The organism is Amycolatopsis sp. lyj-84 (assembly GCF_046549075.1).
Classification (GTDB): domain Bacteria; phylum Actinomycetota; class Actinomycetes; order Mycobacteriales; family Pseudonocardiaceae; genus Amycolatopsis.
In genome coordinates, this window is the sequence record NZ_JAJPWO010000003.1 from 538,529 (window position 1) to 558,724 (window position 20,196).

The 20,196-nt window shown below is 68.1% G+C and carries 19 protein-coding genes; 5 read left to right on the top strand and 14 right to left on the bottom strand.

Going from position 1 to position 20,196, the window contains the following annotated elements; genetic code table 11:
• The first annotated feature begins 191 nt into the window (after window positions 1-191).
• Entirely contained in the window at window positions 192-1,931 is a 1,740-nt protein-coding gene (locus tag ACLJRM_RS12765) for a glycerol-3-phosphate dehydrogenase/oxidase (protein ID WP_101612365.1), read from the top strand.
• Between the two features lie 217 nt (window positions 1,932-2,148).
• A complete protein-coding gene (locus ACLJRM_RS12770) occupies window positions 2,149-3,612 on the top strand; it encodes an aldehyde dehydrogenase family protein (protein ID WP_410663068.1) in 1,464 nt (487 codons plus the stop codon).
• 77 nt (window positions 3,613-3,689) lie between these two features.
• Here ACLJRM_RS12770 and ACLJRM_RS12775 read toward each other — a convergent pair whose 3' ends face one another.
• The 5 genes from ACLJRM_RS12775 to ACLJRM_RS12795 all read right to left on the bottom strand — a co-directional run bounded on the left by ACLJRM_RS12775 (window position 3,690) and on the right by ACLJRM_RS12795 (window position 7,393).
• Entirely contained in the window at window positions 3,690-4,220 is a 531-nt protein-coding gene (locus ACLJRM_RS12775) for a GNAT family N-acetyltransferase (protein WP_410604589.1), read from the bottom strand.
• A gap of 21 nt (window positions 4,221-4,241) precedes the next feature.
• Window positions 4,242-4,616, bottom strand: coding sequence for a DUF1707 domain-containing protein (locus ACLJRM_RS12780; RefSeq protein ID WP_101612368.1), 375 nt, complete (start codon window positions 4,614-4,616; stop codon window positions 4,242-4,244).
• Window positions 4,617-4,657: 41 nt separating this feature from the next.
• Window positions 4,658-5,122 carry a DUF1707 domain-containing protein gene (locus tag ACLJRM_RS12785; RefSeq protein ID WP_101612369.1) on the bottom strand — a complete coding sequence of 155 codons (465 nt, stop codon included), beginning with the start codon at window positions 5,120-5,122 and terminating at the stop codon, window positions 4,658-4,660.
• 46 nt (window positions 5,123-5,168) lie between these two features.
• On the bottom strand, window positions 5,169-6,959 hold the full coding sequence (locus tag ACLJRM_RS12790) for an acetyl/propionyl/methylcrotonyl-CoA carboxylase subunit alpha (protein WP_101612370.1): 1,791 nt from the start codon (window positions 6,957-6,959) through the stop codon (window positions 5,169-5,171).
• Window positions 6,960-7,108: 149 nt separating this feature from the next.
• Window positions 7,109-7,393, bottom strand: a complete 285-nt coding sequence (locus tag ACLJRM_RS12795) for an SAV_915 family protein (RefSeq protein WP_101612371.1) — start codon at window positions 7,391-7,393, stop codon at window positions 7,109-7,111.
• A gap of 50 nt (window positions 7,394-7,443) precedes the next feature.
• Here ACLJRM_RS12795 and ACLJRM_RS12800 point away from each other — a divergent pair, with 50 nt between their 5' ends.
• On the top strand, window positions 7,444-8,160 hold the full coding sequence (locus ACLJRM_RS12800) for a hypothetical protein (protein ID WP_233223097.1): 717 nt from the start codon (window positions 7,444-7,446) through the stop codon (window positions 8,158-8,160).
• 531 nt (window positions 8,161-8,691) lie between these two features.
• Here the strand turns inward: ACLJRM_RS12800 and ACLJRM_RS12805 are convergent.
• Together ACLJRM_RS12805 and ACLJRM_RS12810 are read right to left on the bottom strand one after the other, a co-directional pair.
• Window positions 8,692-10,050 (bottom strand): dicarboxylate/amino acid:cation symporter, encoded by a 1,359-nt coding sequence (locus ACLJRM_RS12805; protein ID WP_101612372.1) that lies wholly within the window; start codon window positions 10,048-10,050, stop codon window positions 8,692-8,694.
• A 100-nt stretch (window positions 10,051-10,150) separates the two neighbouring features.
• The gene (locus ACLJRM_RS12810) at window positions 10,151-10,798 is read right to left on the bottom strand and encodes a Maf family protein (protein WP_101612373.1); all 648 of its coding nucleotides are present in this window, start codon (window positions 10,796-10,798) and stop codon (window positions 10,151-10,153) included.
• Window positions 10,799-10,965: 167 nt separating this feature from the next.
• Here ACLJRM_RS12810 and ACLJRM_RS12815 point away from each other — a divergent pair, with 167 nt between their 5' ends.
• On the top strand, window positions 10,966-12,771 hold the full coding sequence (locus tag ACLJRM_RS12815) for a glycoside hydrolase family 3 protein (protein ID WP_410663185.1): 1,806 nt from the start codon (window positions 10,966-10,968) through the stop codon (window positions 12,769-12,771).
• Between the two features lie 90 nt (window positions 12,772-12,861).
• Here the strand turns inward: ACLJRM_RS12815 and ACLJRM_RS12820 are convergent, their stop codons facing one another.
• The gene (locus ACLJRM_RS12820) at window positions 12,862-14,475 is read right to left on the bottom strand and encodes a DHA2 family efflux MFS transporter permease subunit (RefSeq protein WP_101612374.1); all 1,614 of its coding nucleotides are present in this window, start codon (window positions 14,473-14,475) and stop codon (window positions 12,862-12,864) included.
• Window positions 14,456-15,082, bottom strand: a complete 627-nt coding sequence (locus ACLJRM_RS12825) for a PadR family transcriptional regulator (RefSeq protein ID WP_101612375.1) — start codon at window positions 15,080-15,082, stop codon at window positions 14,456-14,458. Before ACLJRM_RS12825 ends, ACLJRM_RS12820 begins: the two co-directional genes overlap by 20 nt.
• 158 nt (window positions 15,083-15,240) lie before the next feature.
• Here ACLJRM_RS12825 and ACLJRM_RS12830 point away from each other — a divergent pair, with 158 nt between their 5' ends.
• Window positions 15,241-16,620 carry a serine hydrolase domain-containing protein gene (locus ACLJRM_RS12830; RefSeq protein ID WP_410663069.1) on the top strand — a complete coding sequence of 460 codons (1,380 nt, stop codon included), beginning with the start codon at window positions 15,241-15,243 and terminating at the stop codon, window positions 16,618-16,620.
• Here the strand turns inward: ACLJRM_RS12830 and ACLJRM_RS12835 are convergent.
• The 5 genes from ACLJRM_RS12835 to ACLJRM_RS12855 all read right to left on the bottom strand — a co-directional run bounded on the left by ACLJRM_RS12835 (window position 16,617) and on the right by ACLJRM_RS12855 (window position 20,147).
• A complete protein-coding gene (locus ACLJRM_RS12835; RefSeq protein ID WP_101612377.1) occupies window positions 16,617-16,937 on the bottom strand; it encodes a hypothetical protein in 321 nt (106 codons plus the stop codon). The genes ACLJRM_RS12830 and ACLJRM_RS12835 overlap by 4 nt on opposite strands.
• The gene (locus ACLJRM_RS12840; protein ID WP_101612378.1) at window positions 16,934-17,140 is read right to left on the bottom strand and encodes a DUF397 domain-containing protein; all 207 of its coding nucleotides are present in this window, start codon (window positions 17,138-17,140) and stop codon (window positions 16,934-16,936) included. Before ACLJRM_RS12840 ends, ACLJRM_RS12835 begins: the two co-directional genes overlap by 4 nt.
• Before the next feature lie 200 nt (window positions 17,141-17,340).
• Entirely contained in the window at window positions 17,341-18,171 is an 831-nt protein-coding gene (locus ACLJRM_RS12845; RefSeq protein WP_101612379.1) for a helix-turn-helix domain-containing protein, read from the bottom strand.
• Window positions 18,172-18,291: 120 nt separating this feature from the next.
• A complete protein-coding gene (locus ACLJRM_RS12850) occupies window positions 18,292-18,510 on the bottom strand; it encodes an acyl-CoA carboxylase subunit epsilon (RefSeq protein ID WP_101612380.1) in 219 nt (72 codons plus the stop codon).
• The gene (locus ACLJRM_RS12855) at window positions 18,507-20,147 is read right to left on the bottom strand and encodes an acyl-CoA carboxylase subunit beta (RefSeq protein WP_410663070.1); all 1,641 of its coding nucleotides are present in this window, start codon (window positions 20,145-20,147) and stop codon (window positions 18,507-18,509) included. The genes ACLJRM_RS12850 and ACLJRM_RS12855 overlap by 4 nt, the downstream gene beginning before the upstream one ends.
• Between the last annotated feature and the right edge of the window lie 49 nt (window positions 20,148-20,196).

Sequence of the window (20,196 nt, forward strand, 5' to 3'; positions counted from 1 at the left end):
TGTGCTACGGCGCCCTTGCCGACCCACGTCCGACGCACGTTACCGCCGCGTATTTGTTCCTTCCAGGCGTTGAGCGGACGAATTCTTTCAAGATCGACGAGGGTTACGCCACACGTGTCACCCGCACAACGGACCGGTCGCGGCCGATCGTGCGATGCTGGAGCCACAGCGGCCCCAAGGAGGAATGTCACGTGGCAAGCTCTCAGCGCGAAGCCGAAAACAGCCCCGCCAGGCTGGGACCGCTCAAGCGGGAAGAGTCGTGGCAGCGGCTGGGCAAGGACAAGTTCGACCTCGTCGTCATCGGTGGCGGAGTGGTCGGCGCGGGTACCGCCCTCGACGCCGCCACGCGCGGCCTGCGGGTCGCCCTCGTCGAAGCGCGCGACCTCGCTTCGGGCACGTCGAGCCGGTCCAGCAAGCTCTTCCACGGCGGGCTCCGCTACCTCGAACAGCTGGAATTCGGCCTGGTGCGTGAAGCTCTGCGTGAACGCGAGCTGATGCTGACGACGATCGCACCCCACCTGGTGAAGCCGGTCAGCTTCCTGTACCCGCTGACCCACCGGATCTGGGAACGCCCGTACACCGCGGCCGGCCTGCTGATGTACGACACGATGGGCGGCGCGCGGTCGGTCCCCGGCCAGAAACACCTGAGCCGCGCGGGCGCGCTGCGGATGGTCCCGGCGCTGAAGCGGTCCGCGTTGATCGGCGGGATCCGTTACTACGACGCGCAATCCGACGACGCGCGGCATACGATGACCGTCGCCCGCACCGCCGCGCACTACGGCGCCGTGGTGCGCACCTCCACCCAGGTGGTCGGTTTCCTCCGCGAGGCGGACCGCATTTCCGGTGTCCGCGTGCGCGACGTCGAAGACGGCCGTGAAACCGAGATCCACGCCTCCGCGGTGGTCAACTGCACCGGCGTCTGGACCGACGAACTGCAGCGGCTTTCCGGCGGCCGCGGCCGGTTCCGCGTCCGGGCGAGCAAGGGCGTGCACATCGTCGTCCCGCGCGACCGGATCGTCTCGGAAGCGGGCATGATCCTGCGCACCGAGAAGTCCGTGCTGTTCGTCATCCCGTGGCGCAATCACTGGATCGTGGGAACCACCGACACCGACTGGAACCTCGACCTCGCGCACCCCGCCGCGACGAAGCACGACATCGACTACCTCCTCGAACACGTCAACACCGTGCTCGCGACACCGCTGACGCACGACGACATCGAAGGCGTCTACGCGGGTCTTCGGCCTTTGCTCGCCGGGGAAAGCGAAGAGACGTCGAAGCTTTCGCGTGAGCATGCCGTCGCGCGGGTCGCGCCGGGGCTGGTCGCGATCGCGGGCGGCAAATACACCACCTACCGGGTGATGGCGGCCGACGCCGTCGACGCCGCGGCCGTCGACCTTCCCGGCAGGCCGCAGTCGTCCATCACGGACAAGGTGCCGCTGCTGGGTGCCGACGGCTACCACGCGCTGGTGAACCAGGCCGACCACCTGGCCAGCGAGCACGGGCTGCACCCGTACCGCGTCCGCCACCTGCTCGATCGGTACGGCTCGATGGTGCACGAAGTCCTCGCGCTCGGTGAAGGACGGCCGGAACTGCTCAAGCCGCTGGAGCACGCGCCGGACTACCTCGGTGTCGAGGTCGTCTACGCGGCCAGTCACGAGGGCGCGCTGCACCTGGAAGACGTCCTGGCCCGCCGGACGCGGATCTCGATCGAGTACGCGCACCGCGGGGTCGACTGCGCCGCGCAGGTCGCCACGCTGGTGGGCGAGGTGCTCGGCTGGTCGAAGGACGAGGAGAAACGCGAAGTCGAGGTGTACAAGGCGAGGGTCGACGCGGAACGGGAGTCGCAGTCGCAGCCGAGCGACGAGGCCGCGGACGCGTTGCGTTCGGCCGCGCCGGAAGCGCGCTCCGGGATCATCGAACCGGTGAGTTGATCAGTTCTGCCGAGTGGTGTGCCACGCGCGCAAGGATCATTGCCTGATTGGGTGAATCTGGCATAGCGTCGGCCGTCCCAGCCCGCGCGGCCGAAGGTCCCGCTATCGCGGTGGCAGGGGCCTTCGTCCGCGAACGGGAGAAGTTTGATCAGCGCCCTGCCGACGTCGATCGCGGTCGCGGGCTCCCTGATCAGACACTGAGACGGAAGGCGGCCCTGTGGTGTTTCTCGACTCGTCGACGTGGACGGACCGGATCTTCGCCGGTGGCTCGTGGGTGCCCGGCACCGGCGGCACCCGGGACGTCACGGAGCCCGCGACCGGTGCCGTTTTGGGCAGCGTCGGGATGGCCTCGGCCGAAGACGCCGCGAAGGCGGCGGAAACCGCGGCCGAGGCGCAGCGGGCCTGGGCGGCGACACCGCACGTCCAGCGCGCCGCCGTCCTGCGCAAAGCCGCCCGGCTGTGGTCCGAGCACGCCGACGAGATCAGCTGGTGGAACGTGCGCGAGGTCGGCGCGGTGCCGGGCGTGGCCGGCTTCTCGCTGCACGTCGCGGAGCAGGAGTGCTACGAGGCGGCGGCCTTGCCCGGCCGCCCGTACGGCGAACTCCTGCCCAGCGAGGAACCGCGCCTTTCGATGGCGCGCCGGGTGCCCGCCGGTGTCGTCACGGTGATCTCGCCGTTCAACATGCCGATCATCCTGGGCATCCGCTCGGTCGCCCCGGCGCTCGCGCTGGGGAACGCGGTGATCTTGAAGCCGGATCCGCGCACCGCCGTCACCGGCGGCGTCGTCCTCGCGCGGATTTTCGAGGAAGCGGGCCTGCCGCCGGGTGTGCTGCAGATGCTGCCGGGCGGCGCGGACGTCGGCGAGACGCTGGTGACGCATCCGGCGGTCCGGGTCATCTCCTTCACCGGCTCGACCGGCGCCGGGCGCAAGGTCGGCGAACTCGCCGGGAAACACCTGAAGCGGGCCCATCTGGAGCTGGGCGGGAACTCCGCGCTCATCGTGCTCGACGACGCGGATGTCGACGAGGCCGCCGGAGTCGCCGCCTTCGGCTCGTTCTTCCACCAGGGCCAGATCTGCATGACCACCGGGCGGCATCTGGTGCACGAGCGGCTCTACGACGACTTCGTCGAGCGGCTGGCGGCGAAGGCGGCCGCGTTGCGGGTCGGCGATCCGGCGCGGGACGAGGTCGCGCTCGGGCCGATCATCGACGCCGGGCAGCGGGACAAGATCCACGAGCTCGTCACGGCCAGCGTCGCCGCGGGGGCGCGGGTCGCGGCCGGTGCCGAATACGACCGGCTGTTCTACGCCGCGACGGTGCTCGCCGACGTGCCGCCGGACGCGCCGGCCGTCGCCCAGGAGATCTTCGGCCCGGTCGCGCCGGTCGTGCGGTTCTCCGACGCGGAAGAGGCCGTACGGCTCGCCACGGCGAGCGAATACGGGCTGTCGCTGGGGATCGTCACCCGTGATGTCCTCAAAGGACTGGAGCTGGCCGACCGCGTCCCGACCGGGATCGTGCACATCAACGACCAGACGGTCAGCGACGAGGCGAACAGCCCCTTCGGCGGCGTCGCCGCTTCGGGCACCGGAAGCCGCTTCGGCGGCGCGGCGGCGAACATCGAGGCCTTCACCGAGACGCGTTGGGTCACCGTCCGGAACCCGCCGCCCGCTTACCCCTTCTGACCACCGCAAGTCGTCCTCTGGTTGCGGTAGTTCGCACGACGTACTACCGCAACTAGAGGACGAAACGCGGGAAGAGGTCAGGCGGTGCGGCGCCAGCGGATGAGGCGTTCCCCGGTCGGGGCCGGTTCCAGTTCGGGCCCGACCAGGGTGAACCCGCATTTCCGGGCGACCGAGGCCGAAACCTCGTTCGTCTCCTCGTAGCGGTAGCTGACCTCGCGCAGGCCGAGGCCGCCGAAACCGAACCGCAGGGCCGCGTTGAGCGCGGTGCTCGCGACGCCCTTGCCCCGGGACGCCGCGCGCACCCAGACCGACGCCTCCGCGTACCCGACGTCGAGATCGAGATCCCGCAGGCCGACCTCGCCCAGCAGGTCCCCGGTCGTCGGTTCGGCCACCGCCCAGGAGCAGCGTTCGTCACCGGCCCACTGGGCCGCGCGCAGCGCGACGTACTCGGTCGCCTCGTCGAGGTCCCGCAAGCGGTAGTTCAGCACGTATTTGCGGTGTGTCGGATCGGCGAAGGCCGCGACCAGCGCCGGACGGTCGTCGAGGGCCTTGTCCGCCCGCAGCTGTCGCAGGTAGTACTCGCCCGCGTTGATCTCCACCGGTTCCACTCTTCGAGGGTAACCGGATCTTCAGCGGCGGCGGCTCATGATCAGCGCCACGGCCAGTGGGAGCAGGAACACGATGAACGTCCCGCGGGTGAAGAAGAACAGCGCGATCGCCACCGCCGCGGCGATCGGCACGGCACTGGCGGTCAGCCATTTCGACGGCGGGGCATCGTTCTTCGCGGACGCCTGCGCGACACCGGGCATCGGAGGCAGGGGCAGCAGGGCGCTGGGCCGGGGTGAGGGCAGGTCCGTGAACAGCGGTTCGAGGTCGCTCGCCATCCTCGCGGCGCTGACCTTGGCCGAGCGGGTGCCGAACTCGTCGAGGTCGAGTCTGCCGGTGCGGACGTGCTCCTCCAGCGCGTCGAGCGCGTCTTGGCGTTCGGCGTCGCTCAGCCGCATGTCCGGTCTCTCGGCACTCACGTTCCGAGTCTACGGGCGGATCAGCCGTCCAGTTCCCGGCGGCGTTGCTTCGTGAGCTTCTTGTGGGCGTTCTCCCAGCCCTTGCCCCAGATGCCCTCGCCGAGGGCGCTGATCCCGATCGGGACGAGGATGAACCACCAGGTCACACCGGTGGTGACGATGAGTGCGATGGAGGCGATGAAGAGGATCGGCAGGATCGCGCCCATGACCCGCTGAGCAGGGGAGATGCCCGCCAGCGGTGACGCCGGTTTCACCGGTTCGCTCACTGCCGTCTTGGGGGCGTCGAGGAGAGGGTGCGGCTCAGGCAGATCGAGGAAGACCTCGGACAGCTCACCGCGCGTCTTGGCCGCGGTGATCTTGGCGGACCGTTCACCGAATTCGTCGATGTCGATCCTGCCCACGCTCATGTGCTCGCCTAGCGCGGTCAGGGCGGACTCTCGATCCTGGTCACTGATCCGCAGCTGCGGAGACGGCACTTCGCTCACCCTTGCGATGGTAGGCCGAGCGAGGTGCCGTCAACCACGACATCCGTCAGTCTTTGAGCTCGAACAGCTGGGTTCCCTGCGTCACAGCGGCGCCGACCTCGACCGCAAGGCCGGTCACGGTGCCCGCTTTGTGCGCGGTGACCGGGTTCTCCATCTTCATCGCCTCGAGCACGACGACCAGCTCGCCCGCCTCGACCTGCTGGCCTTCTTCGACGGCGACCTTGACGATGGTGCCCTGCATCGGCGCAGTGACCGCGTCACCGCTCACCGCGGCCTTGGTGCCGCCCGCGCGCTTGCGCGGCTTGGCCTTGACGGCCGTGCCGCCGCCACCGCCGTCGAGCGAGAACCCGCCGGGCAGCGACACTTCGAGACGACGCCCGCCGACCTCGACGACGACGTTCTGGCGGGGCTCTTCTTCCTCGGCCTCGGCGGCTTCCGGGGCGACGAACGGCTCGATCTTGTTCTCGAACTCGGTCTCGATCCAGCGGGTGTGCACGCTGAAACCGTTCTCGTCGCCGATGAAGGCCGGGTCGTCCACGATCACGCGGTGGAACGGCAGGACCGTCGCCATCCCGTCGGCGACCATCTCGGCCAGCGCCCGGCGGCTGCGCTCGAGCGCGTTCTGCCGGTCCGATCCGGTGACGATCAGCTTCGCGAGCATCGAGTCGAACTGGCCGCCGATGACGCTGCCGGACTCGACACCCGAATCGACCCGGACACCCGGGCCGCTCGGCGCGACGAACTTCGTCACGGTGCCGGGCGCGGGCAGGAATCCGCGGCCGGCGTCCTCGCCGTTGATGCGGAACTCGATCGAGTGGCCCCGCGGTTCCGGGTCCTCGGTGATGCGGAGCTTCTCGCCGCGGGCGATGCGGAACATCTCGCGCACGAGGTCGAGGCCCGTGGTCTCTTCGGACACCGGGTGCTCGACCTGCAGCCGCGTGTTGACCTCGAGGAACGAGATCGTGCCGTCGACGGCCACGAGGTACTCGACGGTCCCGGCGCCGTAGTAGCCGGCTTCCTTGCAGATCGCCTTCGCGGACTCGTGGATGCGCTTGCGCTGCTCGTCGGTCAGGTACGGCGCGGGCGCCTCCTCGACCAGCTTCTGGTGACGGCGCTGCAGCGAGCAGTCGCGGGTGCCGACGACGATGGCGTTGCCGTGCTGGTCGGCGAGGACCTGGGCCTCGACGTGCCGCGGCTTGTCCAGGTAGCGCTCGACGAAGCATTCGCCGCGGCCGAAGGCGGAGATCGCTTCACGGGTCGCGGATTCGAAGAGCTCCGGGATCTCCTCGCGGGTGCGGGCGACCTTGAGGCCGCGGCCGCCACCGCCGAACGCCGCCTTGATCGCGACCGGCAGGCCGTGCTCGTCGGCGAAGGCGACGATCTCGTCCGCGTTCTTGGCGGGGTCCTTCGTGCCGGGCACGAGCGGGGCGCCCGCGCGCAGCGCGATGTGGCGCGCGGTGACCTTGTCGCCGAGGTCGCGGATGGCCTGCGGGCTCGGGCCGATCCAGGTCAGCCCGGCGTCGATCACCGCCTGGGCGAATTCCGCGTTCTCGGAGAGGAAACCGTAGCCGGGGTGGACCGAGTCCGCGCCCGAGCGCTTGGCGGCGTCGAGCAGCTTGTCGAAGACGAGGTAGCTCTCGGCCGCGGTGGTGCCGCCGAGGGCGAAGGCCTCGTCGGCGAGGCGGACATGGGGTGCGTCACGGTCCGGATCGGCGTAGACGGCCACGCTGGTCAGCCCGGCGTCCTTCGCCGCCCTGATCACCCGTACCGCGATTTCGCCGCGGTTCGCGATCAGGATCTTGGTCACCGGACCACCTGTGCCGGCCTGCTCGGTCACGCCGTACCTCCTGCGTTCGCACGTCGGGCCGCCCCGATGCGGCTCCGCAGCAGTTTACGGAAGTTCCCGCCCCGATTGATGAGAGCAAGGCCACCCAGTGACACTGTTTATAGCAGCGTTCCGCGGCGCCGCAGTTCTCCTGGAAAGGCTTACACCAGCGCCTCACGGTGTCGCAGTTCTTCCGGAAGGTCTGAATCGAGCACGATCAGGTCGTACGGCTGGACCTGGTAGACGCGGCCGAGGTGCTCGGCCTTGACCAGTGCCCACGGCTGGTGCTGCCCGCAGCATTCGACCAGGCGCTGCACCGAGCTGAAGGCGATCAGCGCCATCCGGCCGTCGCTGGTCCGGCGGAGCTCGATCTCGGCGCTCGTGAAGTCCTTCGGCTTTTTCGCCGTGGGGAGGAACAGGGCGTTGGGCAATCCGGGGTTCGTCACGGGAACAACATAGACGTGCACTCTGTGCTAGATCACTTACGCTCTCGGATATGCGGACTCAGGAAGCGCGGACGTCGCGATCGGTGCTGCTCACCGCGCTGCTGGCCGTGGTGGTCACGGCTGGGGTGATCGTGACCGTGATCCTGCTCCGCCCGTCCGCCCCGGTCCCCGCCGGTGACCCCGGAGCGGCTCCTTTGCCCGATGGCGCCCCGAGTGCACCGAAGGTCAACTGCGGCCACTCGGCCTGCCGGGAGATCGGCGCGATGACCGTCGGCGGGGTGCCCGTCGTGCTCTTGGCCGACGAAGCGGGGAAGCAGGGCGTGGTCCGGATCGGGGCGGACGCGGTGTTCCCGTTGATCATCAACGACCTGGGGGTCACCCTCAAGGGCGATTCTTTGCGCTGCATCGACGGCGCGACGCCGGTGTGCCTGGTGCGCGGTGAGACCGGTGGCGGTTCGGCCGGCGAGCTGTTCGTCGCGCGCGGCGGGGTCTGGCGGGACCCCGGGAAGCCGTACTACTCCGACGCCGGGACGATCGCCCTGAACGACGTGACCGCAGACGGCGTCGCGGACGTCATCGTCGTGCGGCACGAATGCCCCGGTGCGCAATCCGGCTCGGCCCGGTGCCAGGCGGCGCCGGTGCTCGCGGAGGTCTACGAGGTCGCCAGTGGCTCGGTGGGCTGCACGCGCCGGTACACCTCGCCTTCGGAGCTGAGGGGCTGGCCGGACGTGCGGCTCACGAAGGCGGACCTGCGGGCCTGTCCCTGAGGCGATAGCAAGGGACCTTTGCTCTCGTTATTGAGAAGTAAGGCAAAGGTGGCGTGGTCACGCCTCTCTGCGTCGGAGCCCTGCCGTCACCCTTGCCTGCGGGAAGTACGTGATGGCCTCCTTCATTGCGTCTAGCGCCAGGGTTCCGGCAAAGTCGGCTATCCGCTGGTCGCAGGGGTGACGGCGTGGGGTCGTCACCCCTGCGGCCTGACACGCTCCTCGAATATCCACGAGGGGTCGTGAGCGGTAAGTGTCGTTCTAACGCTCTTTGTCACTCACGACCCCCCGCAAAACCGCACAGCGCCCGAATCGCGACCAGAACCTGACGCAGCCCCTTGTGGGCAGCCGCACCCCGCCAGGCGACAACCCGCCCGCTGGACACCCTCGAAACCTGACCCGTGCGAATAGCCGACTTTGCCGAGACCCTGGCGCCTAGCTCGATGAAGGGGTCCTTCACGTAGTGAGGGAAGGTGTGAAGGCCTCCTTGCCTACCCTGAGAGTAGGGAAGGAGGCCTTCACGGACTGGGAAAGCTACTTCGTGCCCGCCGCGACAGGCTCCTTCTCCGACGTAGCCGCTTCTCCATCGTCAGTGGGCGAAGGGTCCGTCAGCGAGTTGAGCACTTCGTCGTCCAGCAGGCCTTCGCTGCGGGCGACGATGACCGGCACGACGATCTGGCCGGCGACGTTGGTCGCGGTCCGGATCATGTCCATGATCGGGTTCACCGAGTAGATCAGCGCGATGCCGAGCGCGACCTGCGCCGGGTCGAGCCCGATGAGCGACGCGGTCAGGGTCAGCGCGGCCAGCCAGCCGGTGACGCCCGCGGTCGCCAGCGCGCCGAACACGGCGGCCGCGATGATCCCGAGGTACTGCCAGAAGTTGAGCGAGACACCGGACAGGTTCGCGATGAAGATCGCGCCGATCGCCGGGAACACCGCCGCGCAGCCGTCCATCTTCGTGGCGCTCGCCAGCGGGGTCGCGAAGCCCGCGTAACCGGGCTGGACGCCCAGGTTCACCGCGGCCTGGCGGGTCAGCGGCAGCGTGGCGCCCGAGGACGACGACGCGAACGCGAACTGGATCGCCGTGCCCGCCTTGGAGAAGAACTTCAGCGGGCTGACCTTCGCCACGAACTGCAGCAGGATCGGGTAGACCACCAGCAGCACCAGGAAGCAGCCGACGTACACCGCGAGAGTGGCGGTGAACAGCGGCTTGAACAGCGCGTCACCGTAGGTCGACACGGCCTCGCCGATCAGGCCGATGATGCCGATCGGGGCCAGGCGCACGATCCAGCCGAGGTAGCGCTGGATGATCTCGAAGACGCTGCTCGTGAAGTCGACGAACGGCTTCGCCTTGTCACCGAGGCTGTAGGCGGCCGCGCCGATCAGGACGGCGAGGAACAGCACCTGAAGCGTCTCGCCCTCGGTGAAAGCGGTGAAGAAGTTCTTCGGCAGCAACCCGTTGATGAAGTCGCTCCACGATCCCCAAGTGGCCTTGGCGGCCCTGTCCGTGTTCTTCGCGGTCGCGGCGACGCCTTCGCCGAGGCCGCCGCTGCCCGGGTTGAACAGCTTCGCGACGGCGATGCCGATCAGCGACGCGATGAACGAGGTGATCGCGAACCACAGGACGGTCTTGCCGCCCAGCCGGGCGGCCTTCTTCCCGCCACCGAGATTGCGCAGGCTGCTGATGCCGACCACGATCGCCGTGAAGACCAGCGGGATCACCGCGATCTGCAGCAACGTGGTGAAGATCGTGCCGATCTGGCCGAGCAGTTCGGTCAGCCAGCTCGTTTCGGTGCTCCTGGCGAGGAGGCCGAGAAGGGCACCCACGACGAGCGAGCCGAGAACTGCCACCGCGAAGACTTTTGGCCTGGTGTAGGTCCGAATGAAAGACACGGGGCGACTCCGGTGCGTGAAAGTTTCCTGATTGGCCGAACGTGAAGAACGTTCGTCAAGGCAGGACTCTTCCGGATCACCCGATCGTGTGGGAGCTGTCTCAGGATGCGGGACGCGTCCAGAGATCGATGACACTCACGCCGACCTCGGTCAGCAAACGCCGGGTCAGCGGCAGGCTGATGCCGATGACACTCGAGAAGTCGCCGTCGATGCCCTCGATGAACCAGCCGCCTAGCCCGTCCAGCGTAAAACCGCCTGCCACCTGAAGCGGTTCGCCGGACGCGATGTAGGCCTCGATCTCCTCCTGCGACGGTGTGCCGAAGCGAACAGTGGTGCCCTCGGTGCCTGAGGTTTCCTTCGTCCGCTCACCGTTCTCGACGCGGATGATGGCGTGGCCGGTCAGAAGTTCACCGGTTTCGCCCGCCATCGACGCCCAGCGCTCGCGCGCGGCTTCCGGGGTGATCGGCTTCCCGACCATTTCGCCCTTGATCGACAGCATCGAATCGCAGCCCACGATGACCATGTCGGCGTGTCCGGCATGGTCACTGTGGGAGCCGGTGAGCGTCTCGAAAACCGCTTCGGCCTTCGCGACGGCGAGCGCGCGGACCAGCTCCGCCGGGGCGGGGTCGGTCAGGGACGCGGCCACCGCGTCCTCGTCGACGCCGGAGACGACGACGCTGGGATCGAAGCCGGCGGAACGCAGGACGCCGAGACGGGCGGGGGACTGGGAAGCGAGGACGAAACGCACCTGGAGGAAGGTACTCGACGGCCCGCCGTTGCCTAATTGTGACCGGGGACACCCGAACGTGGAGCTAGTTTGTTGTGGCGCGCAACATATGGATTGTTCGAGCTACGGAGGAAACAATGTCGTCCCGCCTCCGCGTCAGAAGATCACTTCGCACGACGCAAACCACCCTGCTCGCAGGTCTGCTCCTGGCCGGTTCGGCGCTGGCACCGGCGGCTTCCGCCAGTCCTGGCCCGGTGTACAAGAATCCTCACGCTTCGACGTCCGCGCGGGTGAACGACCTGCTCAAGCGGATGAGCCTCGACGACAAGATCGGCCAGATGACCCAGGCCGAACGCGGCGCGGTCACCCCCGACCAGGCCGCCGCCCTCAAACTGGGGTCCTTGTTGTCCGGCGGTGGCTCCGTCCCCGCCTCCAACACGCCGGCCGGCTGGGCCGACATGGTCGACTCGTACCAGAAGGCGGCGGTTTCGACGCCGCTCGGCATCCCCACGATCTACGGCGTCGACGCCGTGCACGGCCACAACAACGTCTACGGCGCGACGATCTTCCCGCACAACATCGGCCTCGGCGCGGCCAACAACCCGCGTCTGGTCGAGAAGATCGGCCGCGCGACGGCGCTGGAAGTCGCCGGAACAGGACCGCAGTGGGACTTCTCGCCGTGCCTGTGCGTCGCCCGTGACGACCGCTGGGGCCGGACCTACGAGTCCTTCGGCGAAACCCCGCGCGACGCCATCGCCAACGCGTCGGCCATCACCGGTCTCCAGGGGCGCAGGCTCGGCGAGAAGCCGGGCTCGGTGCTCGCGACCGCGAAGCACTACATCGGCGACGGCGGCACCACGAACGGCGTCGACCAGGGCAACACCGAGGTCAGCGAACGCGAACTGCGCCAGATCCACCTGCCGCCGTTCCGCGAGGCGATCGACCGCGGCGTCGGCTCGGTGATGATCTCGTTCTCCAGCTTCCACGGGGTGCGCATGCACGCCCAGAAGTACCTGATCACCGACGTCCTCAAGAAGGAACTGCGCTTCTCCGGCCTGGTGATCTCGGACTACAACGCGATCAACCAGATCGACGGGCAGGAAGGCTTCACGCCCGAAGAAGTGCGGCTTTCGGTCAACGCGGGCATCGACATGTTCATGGTCCCGTGGGACGCGCCGCAGTTCATCTCCTACCTCAAGGCCGAGGTCGAGGCGGGCCGTGTCTCGCGTGGCCGGATCGACGACGCGAACCGCCGCATCCTGGCGGAGAAGTTCAAGCTCGGCCTGTTCGAGCACCCGTACACCGACCGTTCGCTACAGAAGACGTTCGGCAGCAAGGAACACCGCGAACTGGCCCGGCAGGCCGTCCGCGAATCCCAGGTGCTGCTGAAGAACGACGGTGTGCTGCCCCTGGCGAAGAAGAACAACAAGATCTTCGTCGCGGGCAAGAACGCGAACGACATCGGCAACCAGGCGGGCGGCTGGACGCTCACCTGGCAGGGCCAGAGCGGCCCGGTCATCCCGGGCACCACCGTTCTCGACGGGCTGAAGTCGGGCGCGGGGAAGGGAACCACGGTGACGTATGACCGTGCGGGTAACGGAATCGACAACAGCTACCAGGTCGCTGTCGCAGTGGTGGGCGAAACGCCGTACGCCGAAGGGCAGGGAGACCGGCCCGATGGCTTCGGGCTCGATGCCGAAGACCTCGCCACGATCGCCAAACTGAAGAGTTCCGGGGCCCCGGTCGTCGTGGTGACCGTGTCCGGGCGTCCGCTCGACATCGCTTCGCAACTGCCGGGATTCAACGGCCTCGTCGCCGCCTGGCTCCCGGGTAGCGAAGGCGCCGGTGTCGCCGATGTCCTTTACGGCGACTACAACCCGACCGGGAAACTGACGTTCAGCTGGCCGACGAGTGCGGCCCAGGAACCGGTGAACGTCGGTGACGGCAAGAAGGCGCTGTACCCGTACGGCTTCGGCCTGCGGTACCGCCGGTAGGAAGCTTCCGCCCTCCCGCGGATGAAAGGAAAGGCCCGTTCCTTGCAAATTTTGCAAGGAACGGGCCTTTCATTGCACGGGGGAGGGGGGTCAGGCGGCGCTGGTGGCGGGTTCCGGAGCCGGAGCGGGAGGGACACGCGGAGCCGGACGACGCATCGTCAGCGCCGCGAGCACGCCCAGCAGCAGCACGGCCGCCGGAAGCAGCAGCGTCACCCGGGCGGCGTCCGTGAGTCCATTGTGGACGGCGTCGAGAGCGAGCCGCTGAGCCTGCTCCGCCACGTCCGCGGGAAGTCCCGAGAAGCCCGTCTGCCCGGAGGAACCGAACTCCCCGGTCGATTCCGCGGCCTTCGCGACCCCTTCCGCGAACGGCGCGCGGTACTGCTCCGGCAACGCCGTCGCGGCCGATGCCGCCTCGTCGGCGATCGAGGCGCTGATCCGCGCCTGCAGCAGCACGCCGACGGCGGCACTGCCGAGCACGCCGCCGACCTGACGCGCGGTGTTGAAGATGCCCGACGCGGTCCCGGTGAGCCGCGGCTCCACCGAACTCATCGCGATGTTGCCCATCGGCGCGAAGATGAACCCGATCCCGGCGCCCGCCACCAGCAGCGCCGGGGTGAGCGTCCACGCGTTCGCGCCCGCCCGGGCGATCAGGGCCACCAGTCCCATGCCCGCCGCCAGCGCGGTCAGCCCGATGATCAGCAGGACCTTGCCGTTGACCTTGTCCGAAGCCCGGCCGACGAACGGGCCGATCATGCCCGCCAGCAACGACATCGGCGCGAACAGCAGGCCGGACATCGTCGGTGACTCGCCGAGGACGGCCTGGATGTAGATCACCAGCGGCAGGAACATGCCGGTCATCGCGAAGCCGACGGTGACCGCGGCCAGCGTTCCGGCCGAGAAGTTGCGGTTCGAGAAGACACTCAGCGGCAGAAGCGGTTCGTTGCGGTTGAACCGTTGCCACACCACGAAAGCGACCAGCAGGGCGAGACCGGCGCCGATGATCTCGAACACGGTGATCGGGCCCAGGGCACGTCCCCAGTCGTACTGCTGTCCATTTTGGACTCCGTACACCACGAGGAACAGTCCCGCGCCGGAGAGCAGGATCCCGGGAACGTCGAAGGAATGCGAGTGTTTCGGCTGCCAGTCCGGCACCTTGAGCAGCGCCAGCGCGAGCGCGACCACGCCGACCGGCAGGTTGACGAAGAAGATCCATTCCCAGCCGAGATGGTCGACGAGCACGCCGCCGAGCAGCGGGCCGACGATGGCCGCGATCCCGGCGACACCGCTCCAGAGTCCCATGGCGGGGCCGCGTTTCGACGGCGGGAACAGGTGGCTGATGAACGCCAGGGTCTGGGGCGTCATCAAAGCGGCGCCGAGGCCCTGCACCGCGCGGGCCGCGATGAGCATCTCGACCGTGCCGGACAGCCCGCACCACAGCGAGGCCAGCGTGAAGACCACGAGGCCCGCCAGGTAAACGCGTTTCGGTCCGAAACGGTCGCCGAGGCGGCTGGCGAACAGCATCGGCACCGCGTAGGCCAGCAGGTAGACGCTGATCACCCAGACGATCGCGTTCAGCCCGGCGCCGAGTTCGCGCAGCATCGCGGGGATCGCGGTCGAAACGATCGTGGTGTCCAGCAGGATCATGAAGAAACCGAGGCACAGCGCGGAAAGCGCGGCCCAGGGATTAGCTTGTCTTGCGTTCATCGGTGTCGTCCTTGGTGACCAGGTTCAGATGGGGCTTGCAATGGCCCTGGAAGTCGATGCGGCCGGATTCCAGGTCCTCGACCAGTTTTTGGGTCCACTCGAGCTCGAAGGCCCGCCGCGCGGTGGCGTAGGACCAGTCGAGCCAATAGATCTCGGGGAGTTTGTGCTCTTCGACCAGGCTTTCGAGGACGACCTGGTCGGAGGCGGCGGAGGCCTGCAAGCGCAGGACACGGTGCTTGAGCTGGGTGAGCGACATTTCGGGGCCGAGTTCGTCGATGACGGCGAGGGCACTGAGGTACTCGGGGTACTCCTCGGCAGGCGTGCTCAGCATGTCCTGCGCGCGGTCCACGAATTCGTCGCGGCCGGCGTCCGTCATCGCGTACACGGTGCGCTCGGGGCGCTTCCCGTCGCGCTGTGTTTCGACGATCTCGACGAAACCGTTCTGCTGCAAGCGATCCACCGTGTGGTAGAGCGATCCGGCCTTCACCTTGACGCGCGTGCTGACATAGCGCTCCTTCATCAGCTGCGCCATCTCGTAGGGATGCATGGGCCGCTCGTGGAGGAGCTCCAGCACCGCCATGGCGAGCGGAGTGAGTTTCGCGGCCATGCATGGTCCTCTCGGAAGATTCCGGATCGATTATTCCGCGTGGACTATATGGCACGAGTCCGGATCTTTTCAAGGGAGCCCACTGCTTGCGTACGCCGATCGCTTGTGCGTACAGTGTGCGCAAGACGAGAACGACGTACGCAACGAAGGGGAAAGCCATGACGAACACCGTGAACTGGGACGCCGGCCGCTGGCAGGCCAAGCTGGACGAGCTCCGCGCCGCCCACCACGTTCCGGGCGCCGTGCTCGCCGTGCTGGCGGGTGGCGAGATCCACGAACTCGCGAGCGGTGTCCTGCATCGCGGGACCGGCGTCGAGACGACGACCGATTCGGTGTTCCAGCTCGGCTCGATCGCCAAGATCTACACCGCGACCCTGGTCATGCGGCTGGCCGAAACCGGCGAACTGGACCTCGACGCGCCGGTCGTCGAGGTGCTGCCGGAGTTCGAGACGATCGATCCCGAGGCGACCAGGGCGATCACCATCCGGCAGCTGCTGAGCCACACCAGCGGTCTCACCTGCGATTTCCACCTGGACACCGGTCGGGGTGACGAGTGCATCGCCCGCTTCGTCGAGGCGAGCAAGGGCATCGCGATGGACTGCCCGCCGGGGACCGCGGTCTCCTACAGCAGCGTCGGGTACCAGGTGCTCGGCCGCATCGCCGAGGTGGTCACCGGGCTGACCTGGGATCAGGCGCTGAAGGAGTTCATCTTCACGCCGCTCGGGCTGAAGCAGTCGATGACCCTGCCCGAGGAGGCGCTGAGTTTCCGCGCGGCGATGAGCCACCTCGGCGAACCGGGACAGGAGCCGGACCCCGCGCCCGCCTGGGATCTGATGCCGCGGTCGGCGGGACCGGGCGCGCGGGTGATCGCCTCCGCCGGCGACGTCGTCCGGCTCGCGCGGATGCACCTCGACGGCGGCCTGGCGCCCGACGGGACCCGTGTCCTGGCGCCGGAAACGGTCGAGGCGATGCAGCACCGCGAGACCGACGTCCCCGACAAGTGGACGGTCAGCGCGGACGGCTGGGGACTCGGCTGGACGCTCTACGACTGGGACGGCACGCCCGGCATCGGTCACGACGGCGCGTCCATCGGGCAGTACGCGTACCTGCGCGTGGTGCCGTCGGCGGGAGTGGCCGTCGCGCTGGTGACCAACGGCGGCGGCGCCCGGCAGCTTTACGCGGCCCTGTTCCGTGAACTGCTCGACGAGTTCGCCGGAGTCCGCATTCCCGACGCCTTCGCGCCGCCCGCCGAACCGCCGATCGTGGACCTGGCGCGCTTCGAGGGCGTCTACCGCCGCGAAGGCGTGGTCATCACGGTGACCGGGGATTCGCGGCTGAGGTACGAATTCGTCGACGGCATGAAGGACTTTTCGCCCCCGCTGGACATGGATCTGGTGCCTGTCACCGACACCGTCTTCGCCGCGTCAGGTGCCGGCCCGTCGTTCAGCGAGGACTGGATGCCCGTGGTGTTTTCGACGCTCTCGACCGGCACGGACTGTGTGTACATCGGGATGCGTGCCGCCCCGAAGGTCGCCTAGTTCAGGCGTCTCGGCCCGATTTCGCGTTCGAGGAAGCGGTGGTACTCGATGGCCGCTATCGAATTCTCCAGCTGTTCGAACGTCGGCGCGGGGAGTGCCCCGTTGAAGACGATCGTCAGGCTCTTGCGCGGGATGTTGATGACGTACGGGTCGACATCGAGTTCTTCGCAGTTCTGACGCAGGACGGCGGTCCAGTGCTCCAGGTCCTCGTCTTCACCGAGGTGCTCCCAGCGCGCGACGATCCAGTTGCCGTTGATCAGCTGGCCCGCCATCTCCCGCGGATCGTGGACCATGTACGGCTCGGCGACGTCGTTCATCGGCCAAGGTGATCGAGGAGCGCGGCGAAGGACTCGGCCGGGAGGACCAGGATCGGGCGGGTCTCGTCCGGCAGCGCCCACTGCTTGGTGTCGCGGATGCCGATCAGGCCGGGCGAACCGCCGACCTCGACGCAGGCGTTCTCTTCCCAGTGCGTGTAAGTCGACTTGTGCCAGTCGGTCATGCGTTCGTGCCAGATGGTCATCGGAGGGCCTTTCCCCAGTGACTGTTTCGGCAAGTAGACGGGTTGCGCGGCAGCAAGGTTGGCGATATCGGGTGATCTGTTCCGATTGGTCGGTGAACGGCTCCGGTGATCGCGTTCGGCGCAGGAAAAGGGACCTTCACCGCAAGCCGCTTTACTCACGATGCACTCTCGGAGTGCATAGCGCCAAGGGTCTTTTGTCACTAAAGCGGTTCGACCGCGAGCTGTCGGTAGTCGGTGGCGATCCGCGTCAAATGGGCGCAGGCGACGTCGTCGTAAGTGGCGTAGCGCTCGACTTCGGCGAAGTTCTTCTCGTAGTCGGCGACTTCCCGTTCGTCCGTGACGATCGCAGTCGCCGTCTGCGTCCCGAGAAGGACCGCCCGGGAGTCGTAGATGTCGAAACCGTGGAGGACGGGGACCGAGACGGGCGTGGTCCACGGGATCACGCCCAGCCGCACCCGGCCGCTGCAGGACAGCTCGATGAGGTGGCCGAGCTGGGCCTGCATGGTCGCCGCGCCGCCCATGTTCCAGCGCAGGGCGCCTTCGGTGATCACGAAGTGGAACTCACGGTTCGAATCTAGGATCCGCTGGCGCTCCAGCCGGGCCTCGACGGTCTGGTCGCGTTCGCTGTCCGGCAGGGGGTCGCGGAACAATGCGGTGATGTAGTCGCGGGTCTGGAGCAGGCCGAACACGATGGTCGGCTGGAAGCTCCGGATCCGGGCGGACGCCGTCTCGATCTTGCCGATGCGCTGCTGCATCCGCCACGCACCACGCTGCAGCACGACGCGGGCGGACGACGCTTCCTCTCGGAGGTCCCGGGTGATCGCGACCAGCGCCCGCCGGATCTTCGCGGGCGCGCGGTAGGCGCGGCACAGCGCGACGACCTGGTCCTCGGTCGGCATGAACGCGCCGGTTTCGACCCGCGAGACCTTGGACTGGCTGAGGCCGGTGAGAATCGCCGCCTCGGTACCGGACAACCCGGCGGCTTTGCGCAGACGGCGCAACTCGGCGGAGAGATGGTCCTGGTTCGTCACGCACGGCTTTCTGGGGCGATCGCGGATACCTAAGACCTGGCGAACCGGACGAGCCGGACCGCCAGATCTGTCACGATAGCCCGCGGGATCCCGTTCCGCGCTTCTCGCGAGGGAGCCGGTTCAGCGAGGGAGTGCCGAAGCCCGCCAGGCGCCGTCGCCCGGGGCGAGCGGGGCACGCACGAGCGAGGCCTTGTCCGCCCACCACGACTCCCGTTTCGGTGCGGGCTCCGGAGCCCGCGCACTCGCCGCCGCCGCGACGACGGCGGTCAGCGCGGCGAGTTCGACGTCGCTCGGATCTCCTCGGACGACCCGCAGCAGAGGGGTTTCGGGCGCGCTCACAGCGGGATGTTCCCGTGCTTCTTCGGCGGCAGCGTCTCGCGTTTGCCCTGGAGCAGCGAGAGCGCCTTCGCGACGTGGCCGCGGGTGTGCGCGGGCACGATCACCGAGTCGACGTAACCGCGCTCGGCCGCCGCGTACGGGTTCAGGAGCGTGTCTTCGTACTCCTGGATCAGCTCCGCGCGCAACGCGTCGACGTCCTTGCCGTCGGCGGCGGCCGCGGCGAGTGTCTTGCGGTGCACGATGTTCGCCGCGCCCTGCGCGCCCATGACCGCGACCTGTGCCGTCGGCCACGCCAGGTTGATGTCCGCGCCGAGGTGCTTGGACCCCATGACGTCGTACGCGCCGCCGTACGCCTTGCGGGTGATGACGGTGACGAGCGGGACGGTCGCTTCGGCGTAGGCGTAGATCAGCTTCGCGCCGCGCCGGATGATGCCGTTCCACTCCTGGTCGGTGCCGGGCAGGAAACCGGGGACGTCGACGAAGGTCAGGACCGGGATGTTGAACGCGTCGCAGGTGCGCACGAACCGTGCGGCCTTCTCGGACGCGTCGATGTCGAGGCAGCCGGCGAACTGGGTCGGCTGGTTCGCCACGATGCCGACGCTGCGCCCGTCCACCCGGCCGAACCCGACTAGGATGTTGGGCGCGAACAGTTCGTGCACCTCGAGGAAGTCGCCGTCGTCGACCACGCGGTTGATGACCTCGTGCATGTCGTACGGCTGGTTCGGCGAGTCCGGGATCAGCGTGTCGAGCTCGCGGTCCGACTCGGTGACGTTCTCGAAGAACCCTTCACCGGGTGCGGAGTCCGTCTCGAACAGCGGCGCCTCCGACAGGTTGTTCGCCGGGAGGAACGAGAGCAGTTCCTTGACGTACGCGATGGCGTCTTCGTCGTCGGAACCGAGGTAGTGCGCGACACCCGAACGGGTGTTGTGGGTGCGCCCGCCGCCGAGTTCCTCGAAGGAGACCTCTTCGCCGGTCACGGTCTTCACGACGTCGGGGCCGGTGATGAACATGTGGGAGGTCTTGTCGACCATCACCACGAAGTCGGTCAGCGCGGGGGAGTAGACGTGCCCGCCCGCGTTGGCGCCCATGATCAGCGAGATCTGGGGGATGACGCCGGACGCCTTGACGTTCCGGTTGAAGATCTCGCCGTACAGCCCGAGCGAGACGACGCCTTCCTGGATCCGCGCGCCGCCGCCCTCGTTGATGCCGACGATCGGGCGGCCGGTCTTGATCGCCAGGTCCATCACCTTGACGATCTTCTCGCCGTACACCTCGCCGAGCGACCCGCCGAAGATGGTGACGTCCTGGCTGAACACGCACACCGGACGGCCGTCGACGGTGCCGTAGCCGGTGACGACGCCGTCGCCGTAGGGCCGGTTCTTCTCCTGGCCGAAGTTGACCGAGCGGTGCTTCGCCAGCTCGTCGAGCTCGACGAACGAGCCTTCGTCGAGCAGTAGCTCGATCCGCTCGCGAGCGGTCTTCTTGCCCTTGGCGTGCTGTTTCTCCACCGCCCTCGCGGAACCCGCGTGCACCGCCTCGTCATACCGGCGGTACAGGTCGGCCAGCTTGCCGGCCGTGGTGTGGATGTCCGGTTCGTCCTCGGGCGGCGTCCCGAGCGGCTCCGTCGCACTGCTCATGAATCCGCAGCCTAGCTACTCAACGGTCACTTCGCGTGTGGCGTAGACA

What these genes read in the sequence shown, in the direction of transcription:
- ACLJRM_RS12780 (WP_101612368.1), bottom strand. Translation starts at nt 4,616, where the DNA reads ATGCGGCTGAGCGACGCCGAACGCCAAGACGCGCTCGACGCGCTGGAG.
- ACLJRM_RS12800 (WP_233223097.1), top strand. Translation starts at nt 7,444, where the DNA reads ATGCGGACTCAGGAAGCGCGGACGTCGCGATCGGTGCTGCTCACCGCG.
- ACLJRM_RS12820 (WP_101612374.1), bottom strand. Translation starts at nt 14,475, where the DNA reads ATGAACGCAAGACAAGCTAATCCCTGGGCCGCGCTTTCCGCGCTGTGC.
- ACLJRM_RS12825 (WP_101612375.1), bottom strand. Translation starts at nt 15,082, where the DNA reads ATGGCCGCGAAACTCACTCCGCTCGCCATGGCGGTGCTGGAGCTCCTC.
- ACLJRM_RS12830 (WP_410663069.1), top strand. Translation starts at nt 15,241, where the DNA reads ATGACGAACACCGTGAACTGGGACGCCGGCCGCTGGCAGGCCAAGCTG.
- ACLJRM_RS12835 (WP_101612377.1), bottom strand. Translation starts at nt 16,937, where the DNA reads ATGAACGACGTCGCCGAGCCGTACATGGTCCACGATCCGCGGGAGATG.
- ACLJRM_RS12840 (WP_101612378.1), bottom strand. Translation starts at nt 17,140, where the DNA reads ATGACCATCTGGCACGAACGCATGACCGACTGGCACAAGTCGACTTAC.
- ACLJRM_RS12855 (WP_410663070.1), bottom strand. Translation starts at nt 20,147, where the DNA reads ATGAGCAGTGCGACGGAGCCGCTCGGGACGCCGCCCGAGGACGAACCG.